This window comes from Thermobacillus sp. (genome assembly GCF_003390775.1).
GTDB lineage: Bacteria > Bacillota > Bacilli > Paenibacillales > Paenibacillaceae > Thermobacillus > Thermobacillus xylanilyticus.
The window spans coordinates 1-12,264 of record NZ_QEWA01000010.1 but is presented as its reverse complement, the minus strand read 5'-3'; the positions used below and the strand labels follow the sequence as shown (position 1 = coordinate 12,264).

Genomic DNA, 12,264 nt, shown 5'->3' with positions numbered 1-12,264 from the left:
AAAGTGCTGCATAGGAGCCTCCTCCTTTGAGGGTGTTTTTTTGCCAAATTCCACTCTACCAAAGGAGAGGCTCTCTTTCTATGTCCGCTTTTTCCAATCTTTACCCCAACGCTAATTTTACTCTAACACCCATCCACTCTGTACCAGGAAAACGGCTGCCCGGGAAGACGGGGCCGCATCAAAAAAACCTCCGCATCCGGAGGCTTCACACTTGAACAATCGATCGAATGAGACCGACAATCAGGAAGATGATATACAGGACAGCCAGGACGAAAAAGCCGACCCGCCAGACGACCCTGACGATGCGGACCGGGTCAAACCTGCCCTTGGTCCGGTGCTGCAGGTTGCCGAGCAGCCCGGCGCCGATCAGCATGACCAGCAGAACGCCGTAAAATCCGAATGAACCGCCGAACAGTTGATTGAACAGCCCGGAGACGCTGCCGATCAGGAACACCATCGTCACGTCAATCGCCAGCTGAATCGACTGCTTCCGGTCCCTTGAATAAAGGTACGTGCCGATATAGACGGCAGCGAACGGAATAAACGGAAAAACGGACAAATAGCCGTAAGCCTGCTTCACGACTTCCCATAATGCTCCCATGGCTCCAAGCCTCCCCCCGGCTCATTCGGACCGATCGCACCGACCAGGGCTGCCACCGCCTCATTGAGCGGCGCAGCGATGCCGGCTTTTCGGGCCAGCCGGGCGACCCCGCCGTTGATTGCGTCAATTTCCGTCGGCCTGCCCGCCTCGACGTCCACAAGCATGGAAGACCGGTTGTCCGCCGTCCGCCGGATGACGTCGAGCAGCCTGTCCCATTCTCCGCCGTCCGTCCGCATGCCGGCTGCCTTGAGCACCGCGAGCGTCTCGTGAAAGAGCGCCCTCATGAGTCTGCGCCGGACGGGATCCCCGGGCAGCTCTCCGTTCTTCACGCGGAAGAGCGCGGTGAGCGGATTGACGACCGCATTCACGAGCAGTTTGCCGTACACATGATTCATGATGTTGTTCGACAAGACTGCAGCAATTCCTGCCGCTGAGAGCGTGTCAGCCAACAAAATTTGGCGTTTTCTGCCGATCGCGGGATGCATGCCGATCACGGTCCGGCCTTCTCCGGTCAGGCGGACGGCAGCCGGCCCTTCGCGCAGCGCGCCTTCCGTCGTGACGGCATGAAGGAGCGGCATCTCCGGCATGCGGGCTGCGAGATATTCCATATGTCCGATGCCGTTGGCCAGGCAGATGACCGGCGCATATTCCGCGCCGGCGAGCGCCCGCAGGAAGCGGACGGCGGATTCCCCGGTAAGCTGGTGCGATTTCATCGCCGCGATGATCCACCGCTCCCGACCGGCGTCCGCCGCAGCCGCCTCCGCCGCGGCTTCAGGTTCGGCCGGACGCGCATCCGGCGCCGCGCGCACCATCCCGTCGCCAGCGGCCAGCGTTGCGCCTCCCTCGCGGATCAGCGCGGCCTGCTCCCGCGTCCGCGTCCACAGCCGCGTCCCGACGCCGGCGGCGGCCAGCCGCACCGCCCAGGCCAGACCGATGGCGCCGCCGCCCGCGATCTCGACCAGCATGCCAATCCCTCCCATCGTTTTCGGGATCATTGTATCATCCTCCCGAAAACGATAAAAGGCATGTCCCGGCCCGGTCGCCGTCATGCCTCGGGATGCGCCCGCGGGCACCTGCTTATTCGATGCGCTCGAGATTGCCGTTCGCGTCCATCTTGAACCTTGGTTTCCCTTCTTCCCCTTCCTCCAGCACCGCCAGCCGCCGCGCCCGGTCCATGATCTGGATCAGCGTCCTGTAGTCGTCGTTTACGGCGCGGTATTCGCTCTTGGTATTCGTGATGTCGCGGATCAGCTGTTCGTTTTTGGCGCGGAGTTCCTGGATTTCCTCATCCCGCTCCTTCAATTCTTTCTCGAGCGACTTGATCTGGCGCACCGCGTCCTGATAGGCGTTGCGCCAGCCGCGCAAATGCCGGATGATCGCATCGAATGACAGCGGTTCCTCGCCGCCCGCCGCGATCCGCCCGGCCTGTTCGCCCTGATCGCCCTGAGGCGGCGGCAGATGCTGCCCGGAGCCGACCTTCTTCATCTGGTTTCGCTTCTGCCGCTGCTGCTTGGCCAGCTGAATCGCTTCCTCATAGCGCTTGCGCACGCAGCTGTTCCAGCGAAACCCGCAGGCAGCGCTCGTCCTCCCGATCCGCTCCCCCACTTCCTCGAACGCCGCAAGCTGCGTGCTTCCTTCCCGGATATGGCGAAGCGTCACTTCGGCCAAAATGAGATCGTCCTCCGGTGTCCATGCGTCTTGTCTGACTGCCGCCATAAACCCACAACCTCCCAACAAAATAAGTCGCTTGTTTTATCTCTATGCCCTTGGTAGAGTTCATAGAATCTATCGCATACTCAAATGTATTGCCAATATCCCCGGGACGCATACATGAAGCCGCCTCCCGAAGGGCATGCTAACGGGGACCGGCGCGTGGCGGACGAAAAGTTCGCCGAATCGTCAAGGTTCCCGGTTTACTCCGGCGGCAAGCGGCGCTATAATGGACGATAGGTTATGGGATCCGTGGCAACGAGAGGGGGATATTGATATGGCACGCATGTTCCGGGTGCTCGGCGTGTTGACGCTTGCGATCGGGCTGATGGCTTTCGCGGGCGGCTTGATCGAGATGGCGCTGCTCTTCTTCTTCCAGACCGCGTTCTTCATCCTGCTGGGTTACCTGAATCTGTCGGAACGCAGCTACATATTGACGTTCTGGGGATATATGATCGTCGCATTCCTCGGATTCACGTACTATTCCGTCTTCGTGATGGAAATGCCGTACTGATCCGGCGGTGAACGGAAACAGCCTCGCAGTTCATGCGAGGCTGTTTTTCATTTCTCACGGCCGCTCGAGCACGACCACCTTGAACAATTCGCTCATCCCGTCGCTGAACAAGAGCTGGCGCACTGCCCGGTTGCGGCGCGCTTCCGGGGAGAACGGATCCGTCCCGGCATGCTCCCGGAGAAGCTCCAGCACACCGCCCTCGAGCAGAAACCGCATCTGCGTGCCGTACCAGACGGTCCGCCATCCGCATCGTTCGGCCGTCCGCATTACCGCGGTGAAATTGACGTGCGCGGTAATATCCTGGTCGCCGGGATGCCGGTAGGGGTCATCGTGCACGACATGCCGCCGGTAGCAACGCATCGTGCCCTTCATGCGGTGCGGAGCAAGCAGCTCTTCCTGCACGTCGCCGTAATCGATCAGCACGATCCGGCCTGCCCGCACGATGCCGAGCATCCGCTCCAGCCAGGCGAGCGCATCCGTCCCCCACTCGAATTCCTGCCCTTCAAGCGGTTTCAGCCCTTCCGCTTCCAGCCTGTCCAGCGACGGCCGGTCAAGCAGCATCAGCGCGTCGCGCAGCCGCCCTTCCCGCTCGTCGTACGCCGCACCGATCTCCCAGAGCTTCCCGCCTTCCCGCTTGATGCGCCGAAACGGAAACGCGTCGAGCAGCTCGTTCGCGAGGATGAGCGGCCCCGACGCTTCGGCCAGAAGCGCCTCCGCCTCGTCCGGCGCAAGCGCTTCGACCGACGCGGCGAGTCCGGCTTCCGCGGCGCCGCGGCGGGCCGCCTCCCGATGGCCGGCGTGGCTGTCCGCCATCACGTACCGGACGGAAACCGCCCGGTCCGGCTCGATGTTCCGCCATTCGTCAAGCAGGCGGATGCCGAGGCGTCCGGTGCCGGCGCCCCATTCGAAGATGACCGGCGGCCGGCCGCTGCCCGCGAACGTCCGGCTCGCGAAGCGCGCCAGGACGGCGGACATGACGCCGCCGATGTCGGCGCTCGTGTAGAAATCGCCTTCCCGGCCGACCCGGTTCGGACCGGCGGCGTAGTAGCCGTGCTTCTCATCATACAGGCAGACGGCCATGTAGTCGCGGAACGGAATGGCCGGCAGACTGCGGCGCTTCCCGTCCGCATCCGTGACATATCCCGTCCGCCCGTCTTCCCGGATGCGCCGGATCAGAAGTCCGGTCAGTTCCGTCATTTGCGTTTCATCCCGTTCCGTCATGGTTCGCATCCTTTCCCGGACGGCGTCCTCCTTCCCGGAAAAACCGGATGAAGGACAAAACCGCACCTTCCGATTATAATGGGAACAAGTCCGGCATACGTATGGTGTTATCCGGCTGCGAGAGGAGGACCAGCGCTTGCATCGTCCGCGCAGAAATCGGCTCGCCGCCTTGCTGGCAGCCGTTATGATCATCTGGGCAGCGGCTCCCGGGCCGGCGCTCGCCGAGGACGAAAGCGCCATGAGCGATGAGGAAGTCCGCGAGCTGCTCGAGAAAAGCCTGAACATCGCCGAGCTCGACAAGGAGATCGAGCGGATCGCCGGCCAGCGCCGGGAGACGGCCGGGAAGATCCAGGCGCTGAACGACAGCATCGCCGGACTGGAGGCCGAACTCGACCTGCGCCGGGAACGCGTCGGCGACGTACTGAGGTCCTGGTACATGGGCGAGCGGGATGTGCTGATTCAGGCCATCTTCTCGTCCGACAGCCTGTCGGATCTGCTCGCCATGCTCGATTATCTCGACGAAATGCTGTCCCATGACAAGTTTACGCTCGAAACCTATCACAAGCAACGGGAAGACTGGCTGGAAGAGCGCGAGCGACTGATCGCGGAGGAGAAGCGGCTGGAAGAGATCGAGCGGGATCTGCGCCTGCAGCGCGAGCGGGTGATCCGGCTCCGTGCCGAAGTGGACGGCATCATCAATGCCAGCGGAGACAGCGAACGGCTCCGGCTGCTCATCGCCGAATGGCTCGCCTGGTGGGAGAATACCGGCCTGCCCGAAGTCGAACGCCATTTCCGGGCGCTGGCGGACGCGATGGAGAGCCTTCCCGGATGGCTCGCCGAGCGGAAAGACCTTGTGAAACAGTCGGGCTTCACCTACACGGTGCGTCTGCCGGAAGACGACCTGAACGCGTTCCTCCGGGAACAGAATCCGCTGTTTGAATCTTTCGCCTTCCGTTTCGAAGACGGCGTTGTGTCGGCATACGGCCGGCGCGAAGATCTCGAAGTGGAAATCGCCGGCAGCTACACCATCGAAGACGAACCCGAGCATGTCGTCCGGTTCCATACCGAGAAGATCGTGTTCAACGGCTTCGCCCTGCCCGACACGACGATCCGCGAACTGGAGCGGCGGTTCGACCTCGGCTTCTATCCGCAGCTGCTCGTGCCGCTGGTCCGAGCCACCGCCGTCGATGCCGACGACGGCGTGCTCACCGTCGAGCTGCGCATCGGGCTCCGCCGCCGGCAGAACGGCAATGCGGAATGACAACCCGCCGGCCGGGCGGCATGCAGCCGCCGCGCATCCGTGCCCCGCTGCAGGGCGGTCAGCCCGCGGCGGGGCGCGTCATTCTCCGCGGCGGGGATCACAGACGCTCGGCCGCGAGCTGCGCCAGCTTCGAGCGCTCCCCTTTCTCCAGCGTCACATGGCCGCTGATGGACTCCGATTTGAACTTTTCCACGATCAGCGTCAGCCCGTTGCTTACCGAATCGAGGTACGGATGGTCGATCTGTTCCGGATCGCCGATCAGCACGATCTTGCTCCCTTCGCCGACGCGGGTGACGATCGTTTTCACCTCGTGCCGGGACAGGTTCTGCGCCTCGTCGATGATGATGTACTGCCCCGGAATCGACCTGCCGCGGATGTAGGTCAGCGCCTCGACCTGTATGCTCCCCAGCCCCATCAGGATTTTGTCAAGATCGCCCGACTTTTTCGCATCGAACAGATACTCGAGATTGTCATAGATCGGCTGCATCCACGGGCGCAGCTTCTCATCCTTCTCGCCCGGCAGATAGCCGATGTCCTTCCCCATCGGCACGATCGGTCGCGCGATCAGCAGCTTCTTGTAGCGCCGCTCGTCCTCGACCTTGTGCAGCGCCGCGGCCAGCGCCAGCAGCGTCTTGCCCGTGCCGGCCCGGCCGGTCAGCGTGACGAGCGGAATGTCGTCGCTGAGCAGAAGTTCCAGCGCCATCCGCTGCTGCGCGTTGCGGGCGGTGATGCCCCAGACCGGATCGCCGGCGAGCCGCAGCGGCTCAAGCCGCGTCCCGTCGGTCGACACCTTGGCGAGCGCCGATTTCGACGTGCCCGTCTCGTCTCGCAGAATGACGAATTCATTCGGATAGACGGTCTTCCCGAGCTCGGATACGGCAAGCGAGCGGTCCGTGTAGAACGCGTCGATGACCCCCGGATGGACATACACCTGCGAATACCCGGTATAGAACGCGTCGGGCGACACGGTCCGGTCCGACAGGTAATCCTGCGCCGGCAGGCCGAGCACATCCGCTTTCACCCGGACAAGCACGTCCTTGCTGACGACGATGACCGGACGGGGAGAATCGCTCTCCTGTTCCTCCAGATGATAATTCAGCGCCACGGCGAGCATCCGGTTGTCGCTGGTCATCTCGCCGAACCGGGCTTTCAGCCGGATGAAGCTGCGGTGATTGAGTTCGACCTTGAGCACGCCGCCCTGATCGAGCGGAATGCCTTCATGCAGCCGTCCCCGTTCCCTGAGTCCGTCGAGCATGCGCGAGACTTGCCGGGCATTGCGGCCGATTTCGTCCTGCAGCCGTTTCTTCGCGTCGATCTCTTCCAGCACGACGGCGGGAATGACGACCACATTGTCCTCGAATTTCAGCGGTGCCTGCGGATCATGGAGCAGCACATTGGTGTCGAGCACGTAGATTTTCTTCATCGCGGATACCTCCCGGCGTCGGTATGGCAGCGTGGAAATACATATCAGCGGAACATCGGGGCAACGCTAAGGACAGATCGCGAAGGACAGATATCGAACGAAAAGCGATGAAAGGATGCGGAGCGATGACGAAACGGTTCGCCTGGTGTCTGGTCGTCAGTCTGTGCATCATGGCTGCCGCCGGCTGCGGCAGACAGACGGGGAACGAGCAAACTTCACCTCCTCCCGGCGCCGACGGAGTGCAAACGCGGAATGCGCAGGAGATGCAGAAACTCGAAATCGATGATCCGGCGGCCGTCGCGCGCCATCTCGAAACGCTGGCGAAAAACATTCCCGGCGTAAAAGACGCGAGATGCGTCGTATTCGGCAATACGGCCGTCGTCGGCATCGATGTGGACGAGAAACTCGACCGTTCGCGGGTCGGGACGATCAAATATTCCGTAGCCGAAGCGTTCCGCAAAGATCCGTACGGCATTGACGCCTTCGTCACAGCCGACATGGATCTGAACGAACGGATCCGCGAAATCCGCGCCGACATCGAAGCCGGTCATCCGGTTGCCGGATTTGTCGAAGAACTGACCGACATCATCGGCCGGATCATGCCGCAGCTGCCGCGCGACATCGAGCTGAATGATCCGCCGGAGACGGAAGCGCCGAAGACGGACGGACGGCTGTAAAAGGCTGTAAAAAACAAGGAAAGCCTAACGGCCCACAGGGTCGCTAGGCTTTCTTCATGGCTTCGAATACTTGTCCGTCGAGCTTGTCGGCGGCGCGCTTGTCGTAGGTTTTCTCGTACTCGGGCAGCGCCGTGAGCCGCGCGCCGTAGAACATCGCGTCGCGTACCGCGGAGATCGCGATGTCGAAACAGACGAGCCGGAACGGCACGCCTTCCAGCGCGTCCGTTACGACCGAAGCCGTCCCGTAGACGGCCTGCACCGTCCCGCCGGCGAACAGCGTGACGGCAACGGCTGGATTGTTCTTCAGATTGGCGACAAGGCGGGAACGCCCGTCGACGGCGAACCGGAGCACGGACGGGTTCGGCGCGAAAATCCACGAAATCGCGTTCGTCGTCGGTGAACCGGTCTCCGCGTCGATGGTGTGCAGCAGTACGAACGTTTCACCCTGCATGGCGGCGAACTGCGCGTCAGACAACGCTGTCAACGTTTCGGCCACCCGCATGACCTCCTTGGCTGCGTGGATGGGGAATTCACAAACCGTGCAATCTTGCCTTCATTATACCACAGCGGGGATCGTCCTACTACCGGCCGGTCGCCTCCCGCTGCGCAAGGCGCGGCGCCATGATCTCACGCAGCGCGGCCTTCGCTTCCTCCAGCTTCGCCTCATCCAGATGCATATAGGGGCTGCGCCATTTCCCGTCAAGCTGGATGAACGTAATGTCGGACCGGCGGATGCCGAAATAGACGGCGATCATCCGTTCAATCTCCGACGACGGCATATCGATCGACAGATTGTTTCCGACCGCTTTGATCACGTCGTCCAGCTTCGTGAGGCTGCCGAGCGACATGAGACGGTCCGTCAGCGCGCCGATCACTTCGCTCTGCCGCCTGTTGCGCTCCAGATCGCTCGATTGGCGCGTACCGGCGTTCGATTGCCGGTATCGGACGAAATCGAGCGCCTGGTCGCCGTTCAGCTTCTGGAATCCCTTTTTCAGGTTGATGTCGGTGCCGCCGGCCACATCCTTGTACCGCATGTCCTGATCGACGTACACTTCGATGCCGCCGAGCGCGTCCACGATGTCGGAGAAGCCCTTGAAATTGATCTTCGCCGTATAGTCGATCGGGATGCCGAAAAATTTGCCGAACAGCTCCTTCACTTCGCGGCGGGCTTGCAGATCGGCTTCCTTCGCATCCCGCCCTTTATTGCGGGCGGCCGAATAGAAATTGGCGTAATAGGCGTTCGCCTTCCGGGTCGAGTAACCTTCGACGTCAATCCGGGAATCGCGCGGAATCGTGACGACCACCGCCCGCTTCTTCTCCGGATCGAACGCGGCCGCCATCAGAACGTCCGTGTTCATCCCGCCGATCTTCTCCCGCGTGTCGAGGCCCATCACCAGCATCGCGATCGGCTGTTCCCGCACGGATTGTTCCGGCGGCACGACCGTGGTTTCGCCCTTCTCTTCTTCATCCGTGCTGATGTTCCGGATCGCTTCCTTCGCGGTGCCGAGCAGATCCCCGATATACCAGGCGGCCGCCCCCGCAATCACGAGCAGCGGAAGCAGCACCCAGAGCAGCCATCTTTTCCGTGATTTGCGGCCTTCCCGCTTCTTCGCCCGGCGGGTTTCTCTGCGGGGAGGCAGCGGATTCTGCGTGCTCATGCGCTCACCTATTGTTCGTTGAATTTGGGATTGGCGTTGATGTCGATGAGCAGCTGCTCGGCCGCCTGCCGAGGCGCCCGCCATCGGCCGGGACAGCCTTCGCGGACGTAGGCGACGGTAACGAAATCATCGTCGGTCTCCGCGATGCCGACTTCGGTCACGCCGTGATCTTCCGTCAGAATCTGCAGGAAAAAATCCCTCGTGTCCAATGCCGCCCGGTCGTCCGGCCGGCCGGCAGCCACAATCTCCATCTGCAGCCAGTTGAACAACGCATCATCGAACTTCATCCGCCGCATCCCGCTCCTTGTCGTTACGGTCCGCATTTCCGCGGTCTTTCCGCCACCGGTCATAGAGCTGCCGCAGCCTCAAGATCAGCATCAGCACGACCGCCACGGCCATGCACTGGATGATCGGCAGCTTGTCGACCTGAAGGACGAGCAGCACCAGGCTGCCGATCGCGATCGTCACATAGACGAGAATCTCCTTCAGAATCGGGAGCCTACGCACCGGTCGGAACACATTGTTGAAAATAAAAATGGTGAACCCGACGATGAGCAAGTAAGAGACCAGCATATGTTCCGCCAGCCATTCCTGCATGTTCTCCCCTCCTTCGCTCCGACTGCCGGTTCATACGCCGGCCTGGGCCGATTTGCGATGCTTCTCCGCCCGCTCACGCTCGCTCTTGTTCAAAATTTTCTTCCGCAGACGGATCAATTTCGGCGTCACTTCGCAATATTCGTCGTCGTTCAAATATTCGAGCGCCGCCTCGAGGGACAGCAGCCGCGGCGTCTTCAGCTTGACGGTCTCTTCCTTCGTCGAGGAGCGGATGTTCGTCAGCTGCTTCGTCTTGCAGACATTGACGACGATGTCGGTCTCGCGGTTATGCTCGCCGACAATCATCCCCTCGTACACTTCCGTCCCGGGTTCGATGAACAGCACGCCGCGGTCTTCGACCGACAGCATGCCGTAAAATGTCGCCGTTCCGGATTCGCTCGCGATCAGCACGCCCTGCCTGCGTCCGAATCCTTCGCCCGGGGTAAGCGGGCCGTACCGTTCGAAAGCGTGGTTCATGATGCCGTATCCGCGCGTCAGCGTCAGAAACGTCGTCCGCCAGCCGATCAGGCCGCGCGACGGAACGATATATTCGAGCCGCGTGTGGCCGCCTTCACCCTGCGTCATGGCGACGAGCTCGGCTTTGCGCGGCCCCAGGCTTTCCATGACGGCGCCGACGCTCTCGTCCGGCACGTCGATCACAAGCCGCTCGTACGGCTCGAGACGGACGCCGTTCTCTTCCCGCACGATCACTTCCGGCTTCGACACCTGCAGCTCATAGCCTTCCCGGCGCATGTGCTCGATGAGAATGCCGAGATGCAGCTCGCCGCGCCCGGACACGATGAAGGCATCGAGGCTGTCCGTCTCTTCCACGCGCAGCGCGACGTCGGTCTCCAGCTCTTTCATCAATCGTTCACGCAGACGCCGCGACGTGACGTATTTGCCTTCCCGTCCGGCGAACGGGCTGTTGTTCACGAGGAACGTCATCTTGAGCGTCGGCTCCTCGATCTTCGGCGCCGGCAGCGGATCGGGCCGCGCGGGGTCCGCGATCGTCTCACCGATGTTGATGTCGCGGATCCCGGCGACAGCGACGATGTCCCCGGCGCCCGCCTCGTCGATCTCGATCCGGTTCAAGCCCTTGAAGCCGAACAGCTTCTCGATCCGTGCCTGCCGGCTGCCGCCGTCCCTTGCCAGGACCGCGACGGCCTGTCCGGGCTTCAGGCTGCCGCGGTGTATCCGGCCGATTGCGATCCGGCCGAGGTAGTCGTTGTAATCGAGCAGCGAGACGAGCAATTGCGCCGGCTCTTCCGGATCGCCGGGCGGCGCGGGAATGTGGCGGACGATCGCGTCGAACAGCGGCTTCATGTCGGTGCCGCGCTCATCGGGCTCGAGGCTTGCGAAACCCTCGAGCCCCGACGCGTAAACAACCGGGATATCCAACTGGTCGTCATCCGCGCCGAGTTCGATGAACAGCTCCAGCACCTCGTCGACCACCTCCGCCGGCCGCGCGTTCGGACGGTCGATCTTGTTGACCACGACGATCGGGACAAGCCGGTGTTCAAGCGCCTTGCGAAGGACAAATTTCGTCTGCGGCATGCAGCCTTCGAACGCATCGACGACGAGCAGTGCGCCGTCCACCATGCGCAGAATGCGCTCCACTTCTCCGCCGAAGTCGGCATGCCCCGGCGTATCGACGATGTTGATGCGGTAATCCCCGTATGTAACGGCCGTATTTTTCGCCAGTATCGTGATGCCTCGTTCCCGCTCGAGATCGTTGGAATCGAGCATCCGTTCCTGCAGGGTTTCGCCCTCGCGGAACAAACCGGACTGTTGAAGCAACCGGTCCACGAGCGTTGTTTTGCCATGATCGACGTGGGCGATGATCGCAATGTTGCGGATGTGTTCTCTCGGATGCACAGTCGTAATCCTTTCCGTCTGTCAGATTCCCGCCCGCCGCGGCGTCACCAGCGGATGCGCCGCCCGTATGCGATCCAGGCGCCGCCCAGGATGAGCGCGGCGGCCAGCAGATAGATGAATGCCGAACGGAACAGGCCGATCAGGAGCAGCAGCGCGGACAGGGCGAGCAGCCCGATTGCGATCAGCCGGATCGTCCGGTCCCTGTTCGGTCCGAACATGCTGTATTCGTACAGCCCGACCGCCGGCCCGGCCAGGAAGAACGGCCACAGCCCCGCGATCAGTTTCCAGCCGAACAGATTGCAGACGAAGAACAGCAGGCCGTACACGGTGAGCACTCCGGCCGGTATGAGCACTGCGGCATTGCCCAGCATGCGCCCGAAATAGAGCATGTGGAGCAGCACGCCCGGCACGAGAACAAGAAGCGGCCAGAAAATGTTTCCGATAAATGCGAATACGCCGAGCTTGCCCAGCAATATGACGATGCCGGCGGCCACAATGGCGAGACCGATGGTATATTGTTTGTTGGACATATGACCCACCCCCGGAGCAACCCTGGTCATCCTCTCTAGTGTAATGGAACTGGAGACAAAAAAAAAGTCCGGGTCACGCTGGTCTCCCGTTCAGCCTTGACGCGATACCGCTCTCGATCCCTTTGCTCCAAAATGATCTGATCCAACATCTCCAGCGTGCTTCTCATCGCGTCGACGAACATGTCTTGCATCTTTCTGAA

Annotated in this window: 14 protein-coding genes and 1 pseudogene; 3 read left to right on the top strand and 12 right to left on the bottom strand. The window is 61.9% G+C overall.

The features are described 5' to 3' along the window. Positions 1–205: 205 nt before the first annotated feature. From C6W55_RS00310 to C6W55_RS00300, 3 genes are all read right to left on the bottom strand, one after another. Complete coding sequence (locus C6W55_RS00310) at positions 206–601, bottom strand: DUF3397 domain-containing protein (protein WP_286890718.1); 396 nt, start codon at positions 599–601, stop codon at positions 206–208. After that, positions 577–1,596, bottom strand: a complete 1,020-nt coding sequence (locus tag C6W55_RS00305) for a ketopantoate reductase family protein (RefSeq protein WP_286890716.1) — start codon at positions 1,594–1,596, stop codon at positions 577–579. The genes C6W55_RS00310 and C6W55_RS00305 overlap by 25 nt, the downstream gene beginning before the upstream one ends. Positions 1,597–1,678: 82 nt before the next feature. Further along, positions 1,679–2,317, bottom strand: coding sequence for an RsfA family transcriptional regulator (locus C6W55_RS00300; RefSeq protein ID WP_286890713.1), 639 nt, complete (start codon positions 2,315–2,317; stop codon positions 1,679–1,681). Positions 2,318–2,588: 271 nt separating this feature from the next. Between C6W55_RS00300 and C6W55_RS00295 the strand changes: the two genes are divergently transcribed. Beyond that, complete coding sequence (locus tag C6W55_RS00295) at positions 2,589–2,825, top strand: DUF2626 domain-containing protein (protein WP_213484017.1); 237 nt, start codon at positions 2,589–2,591, stop codon at positions 2,823–2,825. Positions 2,826–2,879: 54 nt separating this feature from the next. Here the strand turns inward: C6W55_RS00295 and C6W55_RS00290 are convergent, their stop codons facing one another. After that, positions 2,880–4,046, bottom strand: a complete 1,167-nt coding sequence (locus tag C6W55_RS00290) for a class I SAM-dependent methyltransferase (RefSeq protein ID WP_286890711.1) — start codon at positions 4,044–4,046, stop codon at positions 2,880–2,882. Between the two features lie 136 nt (positions 4,047–4,182). Here C6W55_RS00290 and C6W55_RS00285 point away from each other — a divergent pair, with 136 nt between their 5' ends. Continuing rightward, positions 4,183–5,307, top strand: a complete 1,125-nt coding sequence (locus C6W55_RS00285) for a coiled-coil domain-containing protein (RefSeq protein ID WP_286890708.1) — start codon at positions 4,183–4,185, stop codon at positions 5,305–5,307. Positions 5,308–5,404: 97 nt separating this feature from the next. Here the strand turns inward: C6W55_RS00285 and C6W55_RS00280 are convergent, their stop codons facing one another. Further along, entirely contained in the window at positions 5,405–6,730 is a 1,326-nt protein-coding gene (locus C6W55_RS00280; protein WP_286890707.1) for a PhoH family protein, read from the bottom strand. Between the two features lie 125 nt (positions 6,731–6,855). Here C6W55_RS00280 and C6W55_RS00275 point away from each other — a divergent pair, with 125 nt between their 5' ends. Continuing rightward, complete coding sequence (locus C6W55_RS00275; protein WP_286890704.1) at positions 6,856–7,407, top strand: YhcN/YlaJ family sporulation lipoprotein; 552 nt, start codon at positions 6,856–6,858, stop codon at positions 7,405–7,407. Between the two features lie 43 nt (positions 7,408–7,450). Here the strand turns inward: C6W55_RS00275 and C6W55_RS00270 are convergent, their stop codons facing one another. The 7 genes and pseudogenes from C6W55_RS00270 to C6W55_RS00240 form a co-directional block, all read right to left on the bottom strand. Then, positions 7,451–7,903, bottom strand: a complete 453-nt coding sequence (locus C6W55_RS00270; protein WP_015255193.1) for a pyridoxamine 5'-phosphate oxidase family protein — start codon at positions 7,901–7,903, stop codon at positions 7,451–7,453. Between the two features lie 85 nt (positions 7,904–7,988). Next, positions 7,989–9,065: an LCP family protein gene (locus C6W55_RS00265; protein WP_015255194.1), complete on the bottom strand. Its 1,077-nt coding sequence runs from the start codon at positions 9,063–9,065 to the stop codon at positions 7,989–7,991. Between the two features lie 8 nt (positions 9,066–9,073). After that, positions 9,074–9,352, bottom strand: coding sequence for a hypothetical protein (locus C6W55_RS00260; protein ID WP_041853888.1), 279 nt, complete (start codon positions 9,350–9,352; stop codon positions 9,074–9,076). After that, positions 9,339–9,662 carry a YlaH-like family protein gene (locus tag C6W55_RS00255; RefSeq protein WP_015255196.1) on the bottom strand — a complete coding sequence of 108 codons (324 nt, stop codon included), beginning with the start codon at positions 9,660–9,662 and terminating at the stop codon, positions 9,339–9,341. Before C6W55_RS00255 ends, C6W55_RS00260 begins: the two co-directional genes overlap by 14 nt. Before the next feature lie 30 nt (positions 9,663–9,692). Continuing rightward, positions 9,693–11,534, bottom strand: coding sequence for a translational GTPase TypA (gene typA, locus C6W55_RS00250; RefSeq protein ID WP_286890696.1), 1,842 nt, complete (start codon positions 11,532–11,534; stop codon positions 9,693–9,695). Between the two features lie 44 nt (positions 11,535–11,578). Then, positions 11,579–12,064 (bottom strand): hypothetical protein, encoded by a 486-nt coding sequence (locus C6W55_RS00245; protein WP_015255198.1) that lies wholly within the window; start codon positions 12,062–12,064, stop codon positions 11,579–11,581. A 62-nt stretch (positions 12,065–12,126) separates the two neighbouring features. Further along, positions 12,127–12,264 (bottom strand): annotated as a pseudogene (locus C6W55_RS00240) (UPF0236 family transposase-like protein); the annotation flags it as partial.

Coding starts and splice junctions, on each gene's coding strand:
- C6W55_RS00310 (WP_286890718.1), bottom strand. CDS start 601: ATGGGAGCATTATGGGAAGTCGTGAAGCAGGCTTACGGCTATTTGTCC.
- C6W55_RS00305 (WP_286890716.1), bottom strand. CDS start 1,596: ATGATCCCGAAAACGATGGGAGGGATTGGCATGCTGGTCGAGATCGCG.
- C6W55_RS00300 (WP_286890713.1), bottom strand. CDS start 2,317: ATGGCGGCAGTCAGACAAGACGCATGGACACCGGAGGACGATCTCATT.
- C6W55_RS00295 (WP_213484017.1), top strand. CDS start 2,589: ATGGCACGCATGTTCCGGGTGCTCGGCGTGTTGACGCTTGCGATCGGG.
- C6W55_RS00290 (WP_286890711.1), bottom strand. CDS start 4,046: ATGACGGAACGGGATGAAACGCAAATGACGGAACTGACCGGACTTCTG.
- C6W55_RS00280 (WP_286890707.1), bottom strand. CDS start 6,730: ATGAAGAAAATCTACGTGCTCGACACCAATGTGCTGCTCCATGATCCG.
- C6W55_RS00275 (WP_286890704.1), top strand. CDS start 6,856: ATGACGAAACGGTTCGCCTGGTGTCTGGTCGTCAGTCTGTGCATCATG.
- C6W55_RS00265 (WP_015255194.1), bottom strand. CDS start 9,065: ATGAGCACGCAGAATCCGCTGCCTCCCCGCAGAGAAACCCGCCGGGCG.
- C6W55_RS00260 (WP_041853888.1), bottom strand. CDS start 9,352: ATGAAGTTCGATGATGCGTTGTTCAACTGGCTGCAGATGGAGATTGTG.
- C6W55_RS00255 (WP_015255196.1), bottom strand. CDS start 9,662: ATGCAGGAATGGCTGGCGGAACATATGCTGGTCTCTTACTTGCTCATC.
- C6W55_RS00245 (WP_015255198.1), bottom strand. CDS start 12,064: ATGTCCAACAAACAATATACCATCGGTCTCGCCATTGTGGCCGCCGGC.